The organism is Pseudoalteromonas sp. SR41-7 (assembly GCF_014163935.1).
Taxonomy (GTDB): domain Bacteria; phylum Pseudomonadota; class Gammaproteobacteria; order Enterobacterales; family Alteromonadaceae; genus Pseudoalteromonas; species Pseudoalteromonas distincta.
On record NZ_JACJEF010000010.1, the window covers coordinates 71,330 to 88,316 of the forward strand.

Annotated in this window: 14 protein-coding genes; 4 read left to right on the forward strand and 10 right to left on the reverse strand. The window is 40.5% G+C overall.

Translation table 11 applies throughout. From position 1 onward, the window contains the following. The first annotated feature begins 53 nt into the window (after positions 1-53). A complete protein-coding gene (locus H5092_RS14205) occupies positions 54-1,532 on the forward strand; it encodes an SLC5 family protein (RefSeq protein ID WP_182733768.1) in 1,479 nt (492 codons plus the stop codon). A 321-nt stretch (positions 1,533-1,853) separates the two neighbouring features. Continuing rightward, positions 1,854-3,986 (forward strand): alpha-galactosidase, encoded by a 2,133-nt coding sequence (locus H5092_RS14210; protein WP_182733769.1) that lies wholly within the window; start codon positions 1,854-1,856, stop codon positions 3,984-3,986. Positions 3,987-4,146: 160 nt separating this feature from the next. On the opposite strand, the gene recG is transcribed toward H5092_RS14210, so the two are convergent. Genes recG through asnC form a run of 3 tightly spaced genes read right to left on the reverse strand, consistent with a single transcriptional unit; the run spans position 4,147 to position 7,473 of the window. Further along, positions 4,147-6,228 carry an ATP-dependent DNA helicase RecG gene (gene recG, locus H5092_RS14215; RefSeq protein WP_182712474.1) on the reverse strand — a complete coding sequence of 694 codons (2,082 nt, stop codon included), beginning with the start codon at positions 6,226-6,228 and terminating at the stop codon, positions 4,147-4,149. Positions 6,229-6,286: 58 nt separating this feature from the next. Next, the gene (gene trmH, locus H5092_RS14220; protein ID WP_007580009.1) at positions 6,287-6,973 is read right to left on the reverse strand and encodes a tRNA (guanosine(18)-2'-O)-methyltransferase TrmH; all 687 of its coding nucleotides are present in this window, start codon (positions 6,971-6,973) and stop codon (positions 6,287-6,289) included. 41 nt (positions 6,974-7,014) lie between these two features. Continuing rightward, positions 7,015-7,473 carry a transcriptional regulator AsnC gene (asnC, locus tag H5092_RS14225; protein WP_182733770.1) on the reverse strand — a complete coding sequence of 153 codons (459 nt, stop codon included), beginning with the start codon at positions 7,471-7,473 and terminating at the stop codon, positions 7,015-7,017. Between the two features lie 197 nt (positions 7,474-7,670). Here asnC and asnA point away from each other — a divergent pair, with 197 nt between their 5' ends. After that, positions 7,671-8,666, forward strand: coding sequence for an aspartate--ammonia ligase (gene asnA / locus H5092_RS14230; protein WP_182733771.1), 996 nt, complete (start codon positions 7,671-7,673; stop codon positions 8,664-8,666). Between the two features lie 39 nt (positions 8,667-8,705). On the opposite strand, the gene H5092_RS14235 is transcribed toward asnA, so the two are convergent. The 5 genes from H5092_RS14235 to gmk form a co-directional block, all read right to left on the reverse strand. Continuing rightward, complete coding sequence (locus H5092_RS14235) at positions 8,706-10,313, reverse strand: DUF342 domain-containing protein (protein WP_182692454.1); 1,608 nt, start codon at positions 10,311-10,313, stop codon at positions 8,706-8,708. Positions 10,314-10,464: 151 nt separating this feature from the next. Continuing rightward, the gene (locus tag H5092_RS14240) at positions 10,465-10,857 is read right to left on the reverse strand and encodes a RidA family protein (protein ID WP_002958826.1); all 393 of its coding nucleotides are present in this window, start codon (positions 10,855-10,857) and stop codon (positions 10,465-10,467) included. Positions 10,858-10,869: 12 nt separating this feature from the next. After that, entirely contained in the window at positions 10,870-12,975 is a 2,106-nt protein-coding gene (gene spoT / locus H5092_RS14245; RefSeq protein ID WP_002958827.1) for a bifunctional GTP diphosphokinase/guanosine-3',5'-bis pyrophosphate 3'-pyrophosphohydrolase, read from the reverse strand. Positions 12,976-13,362: 387 nt separating this feature from the next. Next, a complete protein-coding gene (rpoZ, locus tag H5092_RS14250) occupies positions 13,363-13,638 on the reverse strand; it encodes a DNA-directed RNA polymerase subunit omega (RefSeq protein ID WP_002958829.1) in 276 nt (91 codons plus the stop codon). A gap of 124 nt (positions 13,639-13,762) precedes the next feature. Then, a complete protein-coding gene (gene gmk / locus H5092_RS14255) occupies positions 13,763-14,383 on the reverse strand; it encodes a guanylate kinase (RefSeq protein ID WP_182693853.1) in 621 nt (206 codons plus the stop codon). Between the two features lie 239 nt (positions 14,384-14,622). Between gmk and H5092_RS14260 the strand changes: the two genes are divergently transcribed. Beyond that, entirely contained in the window at positions 14,623-16,098 is a 1,476-nt protein-coding gene (locus H5092_RS14260) for an NAD(P)H-hydrate dehydratase (RefSeq protein ID WP_182733772.1), read from the forward strand. Positions 16,099-16,117: 19 nt separating this feature from the next. Here the strand turns inward: H5092_RS14260 and H5092_RS14265 are convergent, their stop codons facing one another. Both H5092_RS14265 and H5092_RS14270 read right to left on the reverse strand, forming a co-directional pair. Then, a complete protein-coding gene (locus H5092_RS14265) occupies positions 16,118-16,537 on the reverse strand; it encodes a VOC family protein (RefSeq protein ID WP_182733773.1) in 420 nt (139 codons plus the stop codon). 91 nt (positions 16,538-16,628) lie between these two features. Next, positions 16,629-16,913, reverse strand: coding sequence for a hypothetical protein (locus tag H5092_RS14270; protein ID WP_182733793.1), 285 nt, complete (start codon positions 16,911-16,913; stop codon positions 16,629-16,631). Positions 16,914-16,987 lie beyond the last annotated feature (74 nt).

Sequence of the window (16,987 nt, forward strand, 5' to 3'; positions counted from 1 at the left end):
CGTGCACTTTTTTATTACACAGACATTGCGCATAACGCGCAGGAGACACACACATGTCAGATAACATTATACAGCTGGTGGTTTTTGTTTTTGTCACCGCTTTAATTGGTGGCCTTACTTATTGGAAATGCCGAGGCCAAAATCGCAATAACGGACAAAGCCAAACCAAAGAGTATTTTTTAGCGGGCGGTGGCCTTACTTGGATGTTTGTTGCAGGTTCAATCACATTAACTAATTTAAGTACTGATCAGCTTGTAGGTATGAATGGTAACCAAATGGCTTTACTGGTTTGGTGGGAGCTTGCAGCAATTATAGGTTTGATTATTTTAGCCAAAGTGTTCATTCCTGTTTATTACAAATACAACTGTACAACTACCACAGAGCTTTTAGAAAAGCGCTATAACAACAAACATATTCGCGCTGTTATTGGTGGTTTATTCTTCTTAGGTAATGCACTTATTTATATGCCAGCGGTTATTTATTCTGGCGCGCTATTTATGCAAACCATGTTTAAGGTTGATATTCCGCTAATGTATATTGCCACCGCATTTGCCATTATTGGTGCTATTTATGCGTTTTTTGGTGGTCTACGTGCAGTTGCAGTGTCTGATACTTACAACGGTTTACTGGTACTGGGTATGGCTGTTTTAGTGGTATTTTTAGCACTTAATGCGATTAATTATGACTTTACGGGTATTCCTGAGGAGCGCTTAACACTCATAGGCGATGCTGACTCACCTATTCCGTGGCCAACACTTTTAACCGGTATGATCTTTATTCAAATGTATTACTGGGGTACTAACCAAACAATTACGCAACGAGCCATGGCTGCTCCTAATGTTAAAGAAGCGCAAAAAGGTATATTTGCCGCAGCGGGTATTCGCTTTTTAATCGTCCCTGCAATTGTGGTATTACCGGGTATTATTTCGTTTAAACTTTATGGTGATATTGGCGACGCTGCTTATGGTCGAATTGTGGGTGATGTAATGCCAGTATGGTTAACCGGTGTGTTCGCAGCGGCAATGGCAGCAGCAGTACTCTCTACTTACAACAGCTTATTAAATTCAGCTACAGCACTATACGTGTGTGACATTCACGAAGCTTACTTTAATAAAGAGCCAAGTGTTGTAAAGCTAAGCGGTTACGTAACATTGCTACTAACAAGCTTAACACTGGTACTTGTACCAATTTACCAGCAAGCAGACAGTATTATTAACTTGCTACAGCAATTAAACGGCTTATTAAGTATGCCTATATTCTCAATTTTTGTAGTGGGCTTATTATTTAAAAATGTTGATGCACGTGCAGGTATTGCAGCAGTAATTTTAGGTGTTGTAATGTACGGCATGCTTACGTTTGCAAACTCACCACTACATACTGACATTCATTACATTCATTTAATGCCAATTACACTGATTGTATGTGTAGCTTTTGCATTGATAGTAAATAAAGTGGTATTTGGTTTGAATGCGCAGTGGGCAGGTAAAACACCGGCACTTGATGACGCAGGACAAGTACAAGTACAAAAATAGATTGTAAATAGTTTAAGCTGACAAAATCGGTCATGGGGCAACTCTGGCCGATTTTTTATATATATTAAAAGCAATAACAGAGCTTTAAAGTAAAGGTTAGTTTAATAACTTTTATTACAGTGGTACTTCCAGTGAGTTTATCTGACTATTTGCGATGTAAAGACTATCAAAACCTAATTTGTATGATATATACTATTATTATTGAGTGTCACCATCTGATAGATTGTGGCTCAAGCAAAGAGATACATTTAGTAAATAGTGTAGCTTACTAATTTTCGTTATATTTATAACTCACACAATGAACAAGAGGATAGGAAAATCATGGCCGACACTAAATCATTTTATCGATTAGACAGTGTAAACAGCACCGTTATTTTCGACTGCCAGAGCAAAACACCGGCGTTACTGTACTTTGGTAAACGCCTATCTGAGCAAACAACAGAAACAATGCTAACTCAGCTTGCTACGCGTCAAGAAGTAAAATGTGCCGTGGTTGAAGAAGCGCCTATTTCTCTATCTCCACTACTCGGTGAGGGCTTTACTGGTGCGCCAGGGCTTGAGCTAGTAAACGACTCAATCGCATGGTCAGTAGGGCCAGAGCTTCAAGAAGTGCGTCAGCCTTCAGCCGCAACACTTGAATTTGTAAGCGTAGATAAGCTTCGTGGTATTGAAGTCGTGCACAGCATTACGCTTGACAACAACAGTGACGTACTAAGCGCACATACTGTATTAACTAATTTAGGCGACTTACCGCTAAGCGTGAACTTTTGCGCAGCACCAACATTTCAGCTACCAGATAGCGTAAGCAAAATAGTGAGCTTTGAAGGTCGTTGGTCAAATGAATTTCAACGTCAATCTGTTGATTTAGTGCTTGGGAGTTTTGTACGCGAAAACCGTAAAGGCAAAACATCACACGATGTATTTCCTGGTTTATTAGTGCATAACGAAAATGCAGGCGAGCAACACGGCGAATGTTACGGCTTTCATTTAGGTTGGAGTGGTAACAATAAACTACGCGCAGAGCTTTTAGCTGAAGGTCGTCGTTATGTACAAATGGGTGAGCTATTACTTCCTGGTGAGCTTATGCTTGCTAAAGGTCAAACATATCAAAGCCCGAGCATTTATGGCTCGTTTTCGAGTGAAGGTTTTAGTGCGCTTTCTCGTAATTTTCATCGTTTTGTTAAAGCTAATTTACTTAGCCAAGCACAGCGTGAAAAAACACGTCCTGTGCATTACAACACATGGGAAGGCATATACTTTGATCACGACGTAGACACGCTTAAGCAGCTAGCCGACAAAGTAGCGCCGTTAGGTATTGAGCGTTTTGTACTTGATGATGGTTGGTTTAAAGGCCGCCGTGCCGATAACGCTGGTTTAGGTGATTGGACAGTAGATTACAAAATTTACCCCGATGGTTTATCACCCGTTATAGATCATGTGAATAGCTTAGGTATGGAGTTTGGTATTTGGTTTGAACCAGAAATGGTTAACCCAGATAGTGATTTATACCGCGCGCATCCTGATTGGGTTTTAGGCTCAGAAAATAACGAGCAGTTAAGCTTTAGAAATCAGCTAGTACTTGATTTAACGCGCTCTGAGGTTGTTGAGTACCTATACAAAGCGATTGACGATATTTTAGTTGAATACCCAACTATTAAGTACATTAAATGGGATATGAACCGCGATATTAACCATGCGGGTAATTTTGATGGCAAGCCTGCTGTGCATCAGCAAACATTGGCACTTTATCGTTTAATTGACCGTATTAAAGCGGCGCACCCTGGTCTTGAAATAGAAAGCTGTTCGTCAGGTGGTGCACGTGTAGATTACGGCGTACTTGCACACACAGATCGTGTATGGACGTCAGATTCAAACGATGCGCTAGATCGCCTTGAAATACAGCGTGGATGTTCTTTCTTTTTCCCATCGTCGGTTATGGGTGCACACGTAGGCCCACGCGATTGTCATATCACAGGGCGTAATGTAAGTATTGAAATGCGTGCTGCGGTATCAATGTTTGGCCACATGGGAATCGAAATGGACCCACGTGAACTGACCGATCACGAATACAATGCACTTAAAGCGGCAATAGCACTACACAAAGAGCATCGTGAGTTTATTCATGCTGCCGATTTATACCGCCTAGATAGCGACGATTTATCAATTAACTTTGGTTTAATTGATGCGCAAAAAACAAAAGCGTTATTTGCCTATAACAGCGTTCGCGAAACACCGCGTACAGCGCCTAATAAGCTTCGTTTTGTTGGCCTAGATGCCGATGCGCAGTACACACTTAATTTAGTGTGGCCGGTAAAATTTGAAGAGTATCGCCCATCTTCTATTGCTGCGGTAAATGGTCAAACATTTACAGGTGAAGCGCTAATGCAGTTTGGTTTACAAATGCCAATTTCATTCCCGCAAACATCGCTTATATTTGAGCTTAATAAAGCTTAAATTTAACTAAGAGCAGTAAAGGGCGAAAATCGCTTTTATGCTGCTCTATTGAGATATCAGAAGTCAGCTCTATATTGTTTAGAGCTGACTTTTTTATATCCTTAGTAAGCTAATTTAGTAAATTAACTTAGTAAACTCAAAAATATAGAAAATAGAGTGGTTACGCTTGCGCGTAATTTTGCTTATTACCCAACCAACGTTGAATTAGCGGGTCAACAACCTCTGGGTGTTGCTTAAGCATTTGTTGTGCAATCGGTCTAACTTGGTTGAGGATGTGCTTATCGCGGGTAAGATCGGCAATTTTAAACTCGGCTAACCCTGTTTGTTTTGTACCGAGTACTTCACCAGGGCCACGAATTTCTAAATCGCGCTCTGCTATCACAAAGCCATCGTTACTATCGCGTAGTACACCTAATCGCTTTTGAGCGGTATGAGACAGTGGTGCGTGGTATAAAAGCACGCAATGCGATGCAGTAGCGCCACGGCCAACTCGCCCACGTAACTGATGCAGCTGTGCTAAGCCTAAGCGCTCAGGGTTTTCTATAATGATTAAGCTCGCATTAGGGACATCTACACCAACTTCAATAACCGTCGTGGCAACTAAAACATGTATATTACCTGCCTTAAACTCGCTCATAATGGCTTGTTTTTCAGCTGATTTCATTCGCCCATGTACTAAGCCTACGTTTAGCTCTGGTAATGCTTCTTTTAACTGTAGTGCACTGTCTTCGGCGGCTTGGCATTGCAGTACTTCAGATTCATCAATAAGTGTACACACCCAATAAACTTGGCGGCCTTGCTCGTTACACGCTAATTTAACGCGGGCAATAATATCGTCTCTGCGAGTATCAGGAAGTGCCACTGTTGTGATTGGCGTACGCCCAGGTGGCAGCTCGTCAATCACAGAGGTTTCTAAGTCGGCATAGGCGGTCATGGCGAGTGTACGTGGAATGGGTGTTGCGGTCATGACTAGTTGATGAGGGTAACAATCACCAAACTTACCTTTTTCACGCAGTGATAAACGCTGGTGGACACCAAAGCGGTGTTGTTCATCAATAACGATAAGCACTAAGTTATTAAACTTAACTTCATCTTGAAATAAAGCGTGAGTACCTACAATCATTTGCGCTTCACCAGAGGCTATTTTTTCAAGTGTTGCTACGCGCTCTTTGCCTTTTGTTTTACCGCCAAGCCAAGCAACTGTTATACCTAGTTGATTAAACCACGTTGTAAAATTAACACCATGTTGCTCTGATAAAATTTCAGTAGGAGCCATTAAAGCGACTTGAAAGCCCTGCGCAATGGCTGTTAGTGCACTAAGTGCTGCTACTAGGGTTTTACCAGAGCCTACATCGCCTTGTACTAAACGCATCATGGGATACGCGTGTTGCATGTCACCTTTAATCTCAGCAACTACGCGGCTTTGCGCATTTGTGGGTGCAAAAGGAAGTTGCTCTAAAAATTGGCTTTCTAATGTGTTTACCGGATTTAATGCCACGGCTTTTACTTGTTGCCCTTGCTCTCGCACTTTTAATAAGCTGAGGTTTTGAGCAAGTAACTCCTCAAATACAAGGCGCTGTTGAGCAGGGTGAGTACCTTGCTCTAATGCAGCTACATCAACATTATTTGGTGGGCGGTGCAGTAATAATAAGGCGTCACTTAGCGGCATATTTGATGGCTGCCACTGTGAAGGCAGTAGTTCTTCTACTGAGTATTTATTTAGTAAATCAATAGCCTGTTCGCTTAAAGCTCTAATCGATAGTTGCTTTAAGCCTTCGGTTGTTGAATAAACGGGCGTTAATGTTGTCGCTACCGGCTGCTCGTTAGAGGTATCGCTGATGCTGTATTCAGGATGACTCATTTCAAAGCCAACACGGCCACGGCGCACTTCACCAAAACAACGTATTATTTTACCAGCGCTAAATGCGTTTTTTTGTGCAGCGGTAAAATTAAAAAATCGTAGTGTTAGCCTGCCAGTACCATCATTGATTTGGCAAACAAGCATGCGCCTTTTTCCAAACGTGATTTGGCTTGTTTCAATTGTTGCTTCAACACTCACGTGGCTATGTAGTGACAACTCATTAATCGCGTATAAGCGAGTGCGATCTTCATAGCGAAGTGGCAAATGAAAAAGCATATCTTGCACAGTTAAAATACCTAGCTTTAACAAACGCTCAGCCATTTTTGGGCCGACCCCTTTGAGCTCTGTAATTGGGTATTGATTTAAGCTAGGTTTAGACAAATTATATCAATCTTATTATTTGTGAATAAGTTAAGTGTACTTACAGAGCTTTAGTCCATCAAGTATGTTTTAAAGCTTGCCAAAATTGCTCGTCAGCGACTATTTCACCGTTTTCATCAAGTGCAGGATAAGGTAATTTTTTTTGTTTACACTGCCTTGCGATAATAGGGTGGCAGCCTTCAAAGTAAAGTGGATGTTTAACTTCGGCGCTCAACATATCTCTATTATATAAACCAGCCAGCTCGCGTTGGCGCTGTGCTTCAAACAATATTAGCGCAGCAGCAACTGAAACATTTAGTGATTGCACCATGCCTTGCATTGGAATAATAATATTTTGATCGGCATATTCTAGGGCTTTTTCTGATATCCCTGTTTTTTCTTGTCCAACAATAATAGCCGTTGGCTTGGTGTAATCTACTTCTCTAAAATCAACGGCATCTTCTGATAAGTGAGTCGCTAATATTTGTATTTCTGGATTGCGTTCACGCATTGCAGTAACTGCATCATCAATATTTCTATGTAAGTGCGTCTCTAGCCAGTTTTTACTGCCACCTGAGGTATTATTTGTTAGCCATTTTTGCTTTTCAGGCCATACAGCATGTACGTGATGACAACCAACCGCATCAGCACTTCGTACTATTGCAGATAAGTTATGGTGTTTGTGCACGTCTTCTAAGCACACGGTTAAGTCTGTTTGACGGCGCGAAAGTACGTCTTCGATTCTTTGATAGCGAGTTTGCTGCATGGTTATCCTCTTTTTTCGGCAATTATACGAGATTTTTGCAGTTAAGGCATTACCGTACGGCTAATTGGATTTTGTAGAGAAATCAGTGTTTCTGTTGATTGAATGGCTTCTATTGCCTGTATTTTATTAATCAGCACATCTTGTAAGTGAACAATAGATTTTGTCATTACCTTTATAAATATACTGTAGTTACCTGTTGTGTAATAAGCCTCTACCACTTCCTCCAATGCTTCTAGCTTTATAAGTGTTTGTGGGTAATCACGTGCGTTATTTAAATTAATACCTATAAAGCAACACACATCGTAGCCTAGCTGTTTAGTATTAATCGTTAATTGGGTGCCTGTAATGATCCCTGCTTGCTTCATTTTTTCAATTCTTACGTGAATTGTCCCAGCGCTTACATTAAATCTTTTTGCTAATTCGGCGTACGCAGTACGGGCATTTTCCATTAATGCATGAAGTATCTGTTTATCGAGATTATCGATTAAATAATTTTCCATTATATTTTTCTCATAAAATTATCGAATATATGATTTTTATACCACTTAATTGATGGTTTTAATATGTTAAAGCTATTTTTATTATGGGATATTGAATTAATTCATCAAATCGTTACATTAACCTCATTAAAGGCGCTCATTAGGGCGCTTTTTATCAATTAAGCAAGTAACAATAACTGGGAATGAGGCCAATTATTATGAGTTCACACTATGTGCAGCAACAGCAGCAAATAAGTAAAGTTAAGCAATTTTTTTCACAGCAACTAGAAACCCAACTTGGGCTGGTTGAGGTTCAAGCCCCTATTTTGGCTAAAGTAGGTGACGGCACGCAAGATAACTTAAGCGGCCATGAAAACGCAGTTGCTGTAAATGTAAAAGCGATTACAGATAGCCGCTACGAAGTGGTGCATTCATTGGCTAAGTGGAAACGTAAAACACTGGCAACTTATGGCTTTGGTGTTGGTGAGGGTATTTATACTCAAATGAAAGCTTTGCGCCCAGATGAAGATTCATTAAGTCCTATTCATTCTGTATATGTTGATCAATGGGATTGGGAAAAAGTAATTAACGAAACCACAGAGCGTTCGCTGGCAACACTAAAGCAAACTGTTCAATCTATTTATAAAGGGATAAAAGAGACGGAAGCTTTTGTAAGTGAATCTTATGGTTTGACGCCTTTTTTACCGGACGACATTAAGCTTGTGCACAGTGAAGAGCTACGTAAAATGTACCCTGACTTTAGCGCTAAACAGCGCGAAAAAGCCATTGCACAAGAATATGGTGCTGTATTTTTAATTGGTATTGGTGGCGCGCTTGGTGATGGCAAAATCCATGATGTAAGAGCCCCAGATTACGATGATTGGTCTACGCCAACGTGCGATCAATATATGGGTTTAAATGGTGATATTTTAGTATGGAACCCAGTACTTGAAGACGCATTTGAAATTTCATCAATGGGTATACGTGTAAGTCCTGAGGTTTTAAAAGCGCAGTTAAGTACAACTGGAGATGAAGACCGCTTAGAGCTTGATTGGCATAAAGCGCTACTACAAAGTAAATTTCCGCAAACAATTGGCGGTGGAATAGGGCAGTCGCGCTTAGCTATGCTCTTGCTACAAAAACAGCATATTGGTCAAGTACAAGTGGGTGTATGGCCGCAGCAAACACATGCTGAGGTAAGCGGTTTACTTTAAACGTGAATTAATTTGAGTGCTCAATAGAGCACTCAGTTATTAGCTTGTTTTGAACTCTATTTCAATTTTGTTATTCAAAAGTTTAACGTTGCACGGAGGGTAGTTGCGGATTGTTTTGAGTACTTTATCAAAAATATGAATCTCTACACCTGAATGCAAAACAGAATTTACCGCTAAATTAGCATCGTTAAGTAAATCGTGTAAGTCGTGATCTAAGTTTGAAAGACGTTTTTCTAATTGCTCTGCCTGCTCACAATAATGCTTTTGAGTAGCACCAATTTTAGTAATTAATAGTTTTTTCTTTTCGGCATCCTTCACTAAATCAGTTTTTTCTAATGCTGCTTGCAACGTGTCTAGCTGTGCATCTGTTTTAGCTAAGTCTTTAAAGCAATTATCAGTATCTGCTGTTATTTCGGCGCCAGAAGCCGCTAGGTTAATAATCATTTTAGCGCCTGATTCATTCCCTATTTCGCCAGCAATGAGGGTTGTTGCATCAAGTATTTCGCCACCAAATATTTTACCCTTAGGTAAGTCGGATTGACCAACTTGCAGTAAGCGTTTAGCTTTCATTACACAGTGGCTTGTTTGGCGATCAATAAAAATATTATTTGCTTCTAGGTAGCAATACTGTGAATGGGATACGTGAATATCACCTCGTGCAATAAGCTTACAAGACAGGGATTGTTCGTCGGCTTTTTGATGGCCAATAATGCCTTGTTTAACGGTGATGTTTCCGCCTGCGGTAAGCTCTCCTGATTCAACCGTGCCAAATATAGTAATATCGCCTTTGGCTGTTACTTTCATTCCAGGGTCTATATTGCGGGTAACAATAACACTGCCTTGAAAGTCAATGTGGCCGCTTTTTACGTTTACATCTGAAATGGTAAAAATATCGTCGACACGCATACCATTATTAATTTCAACCGGAACACCTGCAATAGTAGAGACTAGTTCAAGCGGATTCAGCTTTGATATTTCGGTGCCTTCGCCTGCCACTAATTGTTTATTTTCTCCGGGTTTTGCGGGCAGTATGTCACCTATTACGGTGAAGCCTTCTTTACCAGGGGTTGCAGGTTGTTGGCGAATAAGCACAGAGCCTGGCTCTACGCTTGCAAGCTTGCCAAAGTCGCGCATATCCACGCTGCCATCTTCTTTGAGCTTGGGAGTTTTTAAACGGTCTTTTAAAGTCTCTACGGTTGTTATTAGTTTAGTAGCCAAACCATCACTTGGTAGTCTGCCTTTAGCTAATACTCCCTTAACGACAGAACCCGCTGTATGTTCAAACTGTTTTTGCAGTAGCAACTCTAAAAATGCTTGCTTATAGCCACGCACAATTCCTGCTTTAACGAGTTGTTTTTTTGCATCTTCTAAACTTAATAATTTTCCGCCTTGGGCAAGGGTTAGCTCGCCAATGGCCAACATTTTATCGTCGCTAATTGTTACATTTAAAGTGGCATTGTGTTTTGTTGCTACAACCAGAGTGTGTTGTGTGTTTTCGTTTTTAAAAAAATCATTAATAGCGTCATGATCTATTTTGCAGTCGCAAAAAGCTGACTTTTCGAGAGCCTCTAAAATAAATGCAGCGCTGGGAGGAATATGTTCTTTTACATCAAGTAAAACATTTCCATTGTTGGCAAGCTTAAACACGAGTTAATCCTTTTTTACTACTTAAGTTAAGTTTGTTTTTTAAAACACAACTACAGATTGCTAGAAATTTACATTTGAGTCAAGAAGTCACAGAGAACGAAGTGCTAAGAGGGAAAAAAAGGCTATAGAGAGGCTCTATAGCCTGTAATACTTAATTGGTAGAAGGAAGTTCCATTATTCCATCTATTTCAACTTGTGCACCTTTTGGAAGTGCACGAACACCTAATGCAGCTCTCGCTGGGTAAGGTTGCTTAAAGTATTGGCTCATCACTTCATTTACAGTAGCGAAGTTAGATAAATCAGTTAGATAAATATTTATTTTCACTAAATCTTGAATTTGCCCGCCAGCTTCTTCACATACCGCAGTGATATTTTTAAATACCTGATGCGTTTGCTCACTAAAGTCTTCTGAAATCATTTCCATCGTTTCTGGCACTAATGGAATTTGACCAGATAAATAAACAGCGGTGCCTACTTTAACTGCTTGGCTGTAAGTGCCAATGGCAGCAGGTGCTTTGTCGGTAGAGATAAATGCTTTATTCATGTGTTTCCTATTTTACTTTTTACGATAGACTTTTTGTACATCAGGCATAACGCGAATGCGGCGCATAATGTTAGCCACGTGGATACGGTTTTTAACGGTAACCCCTAAATCTATCACGTATAAATTACTTTCTTTTTCATCGGTGGTTATTTCTACAATATTGGCTTGGGTTGTAGTAACAACATTGGTTAATTTAGCCAGAGCCCCCTGATGATTAATAATTTCAACTCTCAGAGCTGCAATATATTCTTTCTCTGGGTTATCGTCCCATTTTACAACTAAGTATTTAGAGCGCTCATTTTCCCAGCCACGGATGTTTTTACATTCTTGGCGGTGAACGGTCAGGCCCTTACCTTGGCTTACATGAGCTGTAATAGCATCGCCAGGTACAGGTCGGCAACACTTGGAGTAATTAACTAGCATGCCCTCAGTACCAATAATGGTCGCTTTGGCTTGGCTGGTAATATCAGTTAAGTCGTCACTGTCATTTTGTAATAGGCGTTTGGCAATTAACATGCTCATTAGGTTACCAGAGCCAATTTCTACAAGTAATTCAAGAAGCGTTGTTAGTTCGTGCTCCTCAAGTACTCTCGCTATATTTTCATCAGCAATGCTATCTAGTTTGTTTTCACCTAATGCTGAATCAAGTAAGCGGCGCCCTAAAAGCATAGCTTCTTCATGATGCTGGCTTCTAAGGTAATTACGAACGCCCAAACGCGCTTTACCAGTAACAATAAAGTTTAGCCATGTTGCATTAGGGTGAGCGCCTGAGCTTGTTATTATTTCTATAGTTTGCCCTGTATCTAAGGGCCTACTTAAAGGGTGCGGCTTGCGATTAACGCGAGCGCCTACGCAGGTGTTGCCTACATCTGTATGCACGGCATAAGCAAAATCGACTGCGGTAGCACCCATTGGTAGCTCAACAATACGCCCATCTGGTGTAAATACGTAAATTTCTTCTGGGAATAGCTCAGTTTTTACATTTTCAATAAATTCAAATGATGAACCCGCACTTTGCTGAAGCTCTAATAAGCTCTGCATCCACTGGCGAGCACGTTGCTGCGAAGTATTACCTGCGCCATCACCTGCTTTTTTATACATCCAATGCGCCGCTACACCTTTGTCGGCCATATGATCCATATCATGAGTACGAATTTGAATTTCAACAGGTATACCGTGAGGACCAACTAATGAAGTATGAAGCGATTGGTAACCATTTGTTTTTGGTACTGCAATATAATCTTTAAAGCGTGTTTCAATAGGTTTATAAAGACTATGAGCTACACCTAATACACGATAACACGTATCCATAGAGTCAACTGCAATTCTAAACGCGTAAATATCCATAACTTCGTTAAATAGCAGTTCTTTATTAAGCATTTTTTTATAAATACTATATAAATGTTTTTCACGGCCTGACACAGTTGCTTTAATGCCTGATTCTTCAAGACGTGCTTCTATTTCATGCTGGATATTAGTAATAACTTCTTTGCGATTACCGCGTGCTTTAGCAACTTCCGATTTAAGTGCGCGATGACGCATAGGATATAAAGCTTGAAAACCTAAGTCTTCAAGTTCATTTTTAATATCGTGAATACCTAAGCGGTTTGCAATTGGTGCGTAAATTTCTAGTGTTTCACGCGCTATTCTGCGGCGCTTATCTGGGCGCAATGCGCCTAAAGTACGCATATTGTGTGTTCTATCAGCAAGCTTGATTAAAATGACTCGAATATCCTGAGTCATTGCCATAATCATTTTGCGGTAGTTTTCAGCTTGGAATTCTTTTTTATCTTTAAAGCTAAGCTTATCGAGCTTACTCACACCTTCAACTAGCTCTGCAACAGTTTCGCCAAATATCTCGGCTAAATCTTGTTGACTAAAATCAGTATCTTCAATTACATCATGCATTAGCGCGGCCATGAGCGTTTCATGGTCAAGATGCATGCCTGCAAGAATTTGGGTTACTTCTACTGGGTGCGTTATGTAAGGTTCGCCACTCGAGCGAGTTTGTCCTTCATGGGCCTCTCGGGCTACCACGTAAGATTTTTGAACCAGCTCTACATCAGCAGCGGGCAAGTATTCTGAGATTTTCTTTTTAAGACCTTCAAAAAGATACATTCACACTCCAATGTTCTAGGGCCTGTTGACCTTTCAGGATTAAAATTTGTTCAATCTAGGGGCGATTTAATTGTGGCGCGAGGTTTTTAGCCTAGCGGGCTAAGTAAAAATCGAGCAACAAAGAGTAAAGTGCCCCTAGGCAGAACCCTTTAGGCAGCGCATGTTTTGCATTTATGCTGCGTTATCGCCTATTTATGGGGAATAACCACACTACATAGGCTCTGCCTTGCCTAAATACCAAACATACTACTGCAAATTTAACCTCGAAAGATAAACAGCCCTAGTGAAGCAAATTAGGTAAGCTACGAATATACGATGAAAAGAGAGGATTGCCAACGGCTATAGTAGAAATACTGCGCCGTTGGCTAAATCAGACCGGGAGGTCGATTATTGGTTGCCACCAACAATAGCGGCAACAGCAGCTAATTCAGCTGCTTCTTGGTGTTGTTGTTCTTCACGGTCAATTAAGTCCATTGAAGAGCTATCAACTAAACCTAGTTCAATTTCACGTAAAGCAACTACCGTTGGCTTATCGTTTTCAGGGTCTACTAGTGGAGTTTTACCACCAACAGCAATTTGGCGGGCACGACGAGCCGCAACTAAAATTAAGTCAAAACGATTACCAACTGCATCTACTGCATCTTCAACTGTTACGCGGGCCATCACAGCACTCCAAAAATAATTTAAATCAAAGACGTAGTTTACTGCAAGCAGCCACTTTCGCCAATAGCCAGTGTTCAATTTTTATCAGTTTTACTTGTCTAAGCCTGATTTAAATAGACTTAAATTATTTAAGCAGGCTATTTAGTAAAACTTGATGGCGTTCTTCTTGCGCTTTTAGGGTTAAGCGCTGAGCCATTACAATCATTTCTATGTCGCCAAGCGCGCTCTCAAAGTCATCATTAACAATTACATAGTCGTATTCGTTATAATGTGATGTCTCAGATTGTGCTTTTGCCATACGAGAGGCAATAACCTCAGCCGAATCTTGGCCACGATTATTTAAGCGTTGCTCTAACTCTTCTTTTGAAGGAGGTAGTATAAAAATAGTTTTCACGCTTGGCATTATTTCGCGCACTTGTTGCGCGCCTTGCCAATCAATATCTAAAAACACATCAATACCCGCATCAAGTTGCGACTCAATAGCTTGCTTTGATGTGCCGTAGTAATTATCGAATACTTGAGCCCATTCAAAAAAGTCATCTTTGGCAATAAGCGCTTTAAATTCGTCTGTAGATACAAAGTGATAATGCACGCCATTTTCTTCACCTGGGCGAGGGGCGCGAGTTGTATGTGATACAGATACTTTCATGTCAGCGTGTTTTTTTAATAACGCATTGATTAAGCTTGATTTACCAGCACCTGAAGGGGCTGATAAAATAAATAAGTTACCGCGAGTTTGTGCCATGCTTTTCTCTACCTAAAAATAAACAGGCTTGGATTACAAGTAAACCAAGCCTTTAATTAACTGCATTGTACTTTAATTAGCTCACCTTGCTCAAGTTAGACGTGCTCAAGTGATCCATGCTCAAATTGAAGTGGGAGTGTTAGACTTTAAATAAAATTGCAATTTAAAATTGCCAACAGAACTAGCCGCTAGATATAAGTATTTGATAAGGTGAAGTATCACCTATTCAAGGAGCCTTTATGCTTAATAAAACCTTATTTACCGCACAACAAGTAAGAGATAATGAAGCTTTAGCGGCTAAAAATAGTCATTGCGATTTATTTACCCTAATGCAGCGAGCAGGCGAGGCTGTATATAAGCAATGGCAGTTATTTGATGCGCAGCATACATTAGTCATTGTTGGCCATGGTAACAACGCTGGAGACGGTTACGTTGTAGCTAGGCTTATTATGCAATCAGGTAAAAAGGTAACAGTATGCGCTGCTGAACCCGAAAAAGCATTAAAAGGTGATGCTGCAAAAGCTCAGCAGCTATGGATAGTAGCGGGTGGGGTGGTTTCTCATTTTACAAAAGATGCTCTTAATGAGTGCGATATCGTTATTGATGCGCTCCTTGGTACTGGGCTTAAAAGCGCAGTGCGTGATCATTTTGCGAATATAATTAACGCTGTAAATAACAGTGGTAAGCCCGTAATAAGCATTGATATTCCATCAGGCATTGAAGCAAATACAGGACAGCCTTTAGGATGCGCAGTACAAGCAACTTCAACCGTTACTTTTGTGGGTATTAAGCAAGGGCTCACAACGACAGCAGGTAAACAATATAGCGGTAAGTTAGTATTTGATGATTTAGCAATTGGCGATGCATTTACTTGTATAGCGCAATCATCAGGAACCTTGATAAATATTAATAGCTTTAAAGGAATTGCCACGCGGGCAATTAATAGTCACAAAGGAAGCCATGGCAAGCTTTTATGTGTTGGTGGCAATCAAGGTACTGCAGGTGCAATTAGGTTAAGTAGTGAAGCAGCTCTTAGAACGGGTGCTGGCATGGTAAGGGTGTATACACACGAAAGCTCAATAACGCCTATTAGTATTGGCAGACCAGAGCTTATGGTAAGCAGTAATAACTTACATCAAGCGCTAGAGTGGGCAAGCTGCGTTGTTATTGGCCCAGGGCTTGGGCAAGACGAGTGGGCACAACAAACATTCGATGAAGTAATGCAATATTGCCAAAACAATAAAATGCCATTGGTTATAGATGCAGACGCCCTTAATTTACTCGCTAAGCAAGCCTCATCGTATGTGTTAGAGCAATGCGTACTTACGCCACATCCAGGCGAAGCTTCGCGACTGCTAAGTGTTAGTACCAGCGATATAGAATCAGACCGCTTTAATTATGTCCGCCTTTGCGCCAAGCGCTATAACGCGACTTGTGTATTAAAAGGCGCTGGAACATTAATAGATAATGCCCAGCACACGTGGGTGTGTGAAGATGGCAACCCAGCACTGGCAGTTGGCGGCAGTGGCGACGTACTCACTGGTATTATTGGGGCATTACTTGCTCAAGGTTTAACTATTGATGAAGCAGCACGCTATGGTGTAACACTGCACGCTAAAGCCGGTGATATCGCAAGTGAGCGAGATGGACAAAGGGGAATGCTACCCAGTGATTTATTCCCAGTTGTAAGAGAGTTAGTTAATAAAGTGACGTGAGTTTAAGCGTCACTTTATCTCACTGATTATTAAGCTGTAATAAATCCCATTTTGTACCATATAGGTCTTCAAAAACCACTACGGTGCCATAGGGTTCTACTCGAGGTTCTTCGTTAAATGTAACGCCTTTAGAAAGCATTAAATTATAATCTCGCCAGAAATCATTAGTATGCAAAAATAAAAACACGCGACCACCCGTTTGATTACCAATAGCGCTAATTTGTTCGGGCGTTGTGGCTTTAGCAAGCAGTAGATTAGTTCTGCTCGAATTAGCTCCGTTTGAATTTGGAGGTGAAATTAATACCCAACGTTTACTATCACCTAAATCAGTATCCTCTACTAACTCAAAGTTGAGCTTTTGAGTATAAAACTCAATGGCATCGTCGTAGTCCTTAACAACTAATGCAATGCTGCCTATATGCTGTTGAACGTTAGTCATGTTTGGCTTACTCCGTACTATTAAATAAATGTGCTTTTTATCATATTAGTAAACGATTACGCAGGTATTTGCCTGTAGAGTGTAACTTTAACTAACTTGTAAGTTCGTCCTCATCATCATCGAGTGGATCGCCTGAGTCTCCTTTACGTTTACGCAGTTCTTGTTTTGCTTTTTGTACATTTTCGTATGTAGGTGGTGGGATAGGAATAATAGAAATAAGCGGAAAGAATGCTAAAAATAAATAAGCCCCCTTAGACATACTTTTACCCCACGTGACCATTTTGAGCATAGCCCAAACTACGAATGAAAATAACCCAGTCACAAGAGCAACAAAAACAAAGAAGATGAATATTTCGTTATTATTTAATAAATCCATTTAATATAAATCTTAGTTATACGCAACTTAGGTATGGGTATAAATTAAACAATATCAATGATTTTTATTCTAAA

Coding starts and splice junctions, on each gene's coding strand:
- rpoZ (WP_002958829.1), bottom strand. CDS start 13,638: ATGGCCCGCGTAACAGTTGAAGATGCAGTAGATGCAGTTGGTAATCGT.
- asnC (WP_182733770.1), bottom strand. CDS start 7,473: ATGGAAAATTATTTAATCGATAATCTCGATAAACAGATACTTCATGCA.
- H5092_RS14270 (WP_182733793.1), bottom strand. CDS start 16,913: ATGGATTTATTAAATAATAACGAAATATTCATCTTCTTTGTTTTTGTT.
- H5092_RS14205 (WP_182733768.1), top strand. CDS start 54: ATGTCAGATAACATTATACAGCTGGTGGTTTTTGTTTTTGTCACCGCT.
- H5092_RS14260 (WP_182733772.1), top strand. CDS start 14,623: ATGCTTAATAAAACCTTATTTACCGCACAACAAGTAAGAGATAATGAA.
- gmk (WP_182693853.1), bottom strand. CDS start 14,383: ATGGCACAAACTCGCGGTAACTTATTTATTTTATCAGCCCCTTCAGGT.
- asnA (WP_182733771.1), top strand. CDS start 7,671: ATGAGTTCACACTATGTGCAGCAACAGCAGCAAATAAGTAAAGTTAAG.
- H5092_RS14240 (WP_002958826.1), bottom strand. CDS start 10,857: ATGAATAAAGCATTTATCTCTACCGACAAAGCACCTGCTGCCATTGGC.
- spoT (WP_002958827.1), bottom strand. CDS start 12,975: ATGTATCTTTTTGAAGGTCTTAAAAAGAAAATCTCAGAATACTTGCCC.
- H5092_RS14265 (WP_182733773.1), bottom strand. CDS start 16,537: ATGACTAACGTTCAACAGCATATAGGCAGCATTGCATTAGTTGTTAAG.
- trmH (WP_007580009.1), bottom strand. CDS start 6,973: ATGCAGCAAACTCGCTATCAAAGAATCGAAGACGTACTTTCGCGCCGT.
- H5092_RS14210 (WP_182733769.1), top strand. CDS start 1,854: ATGGCCGACACTAAATCATTTTATCGATTAGACAGTGTAAACAGCACC.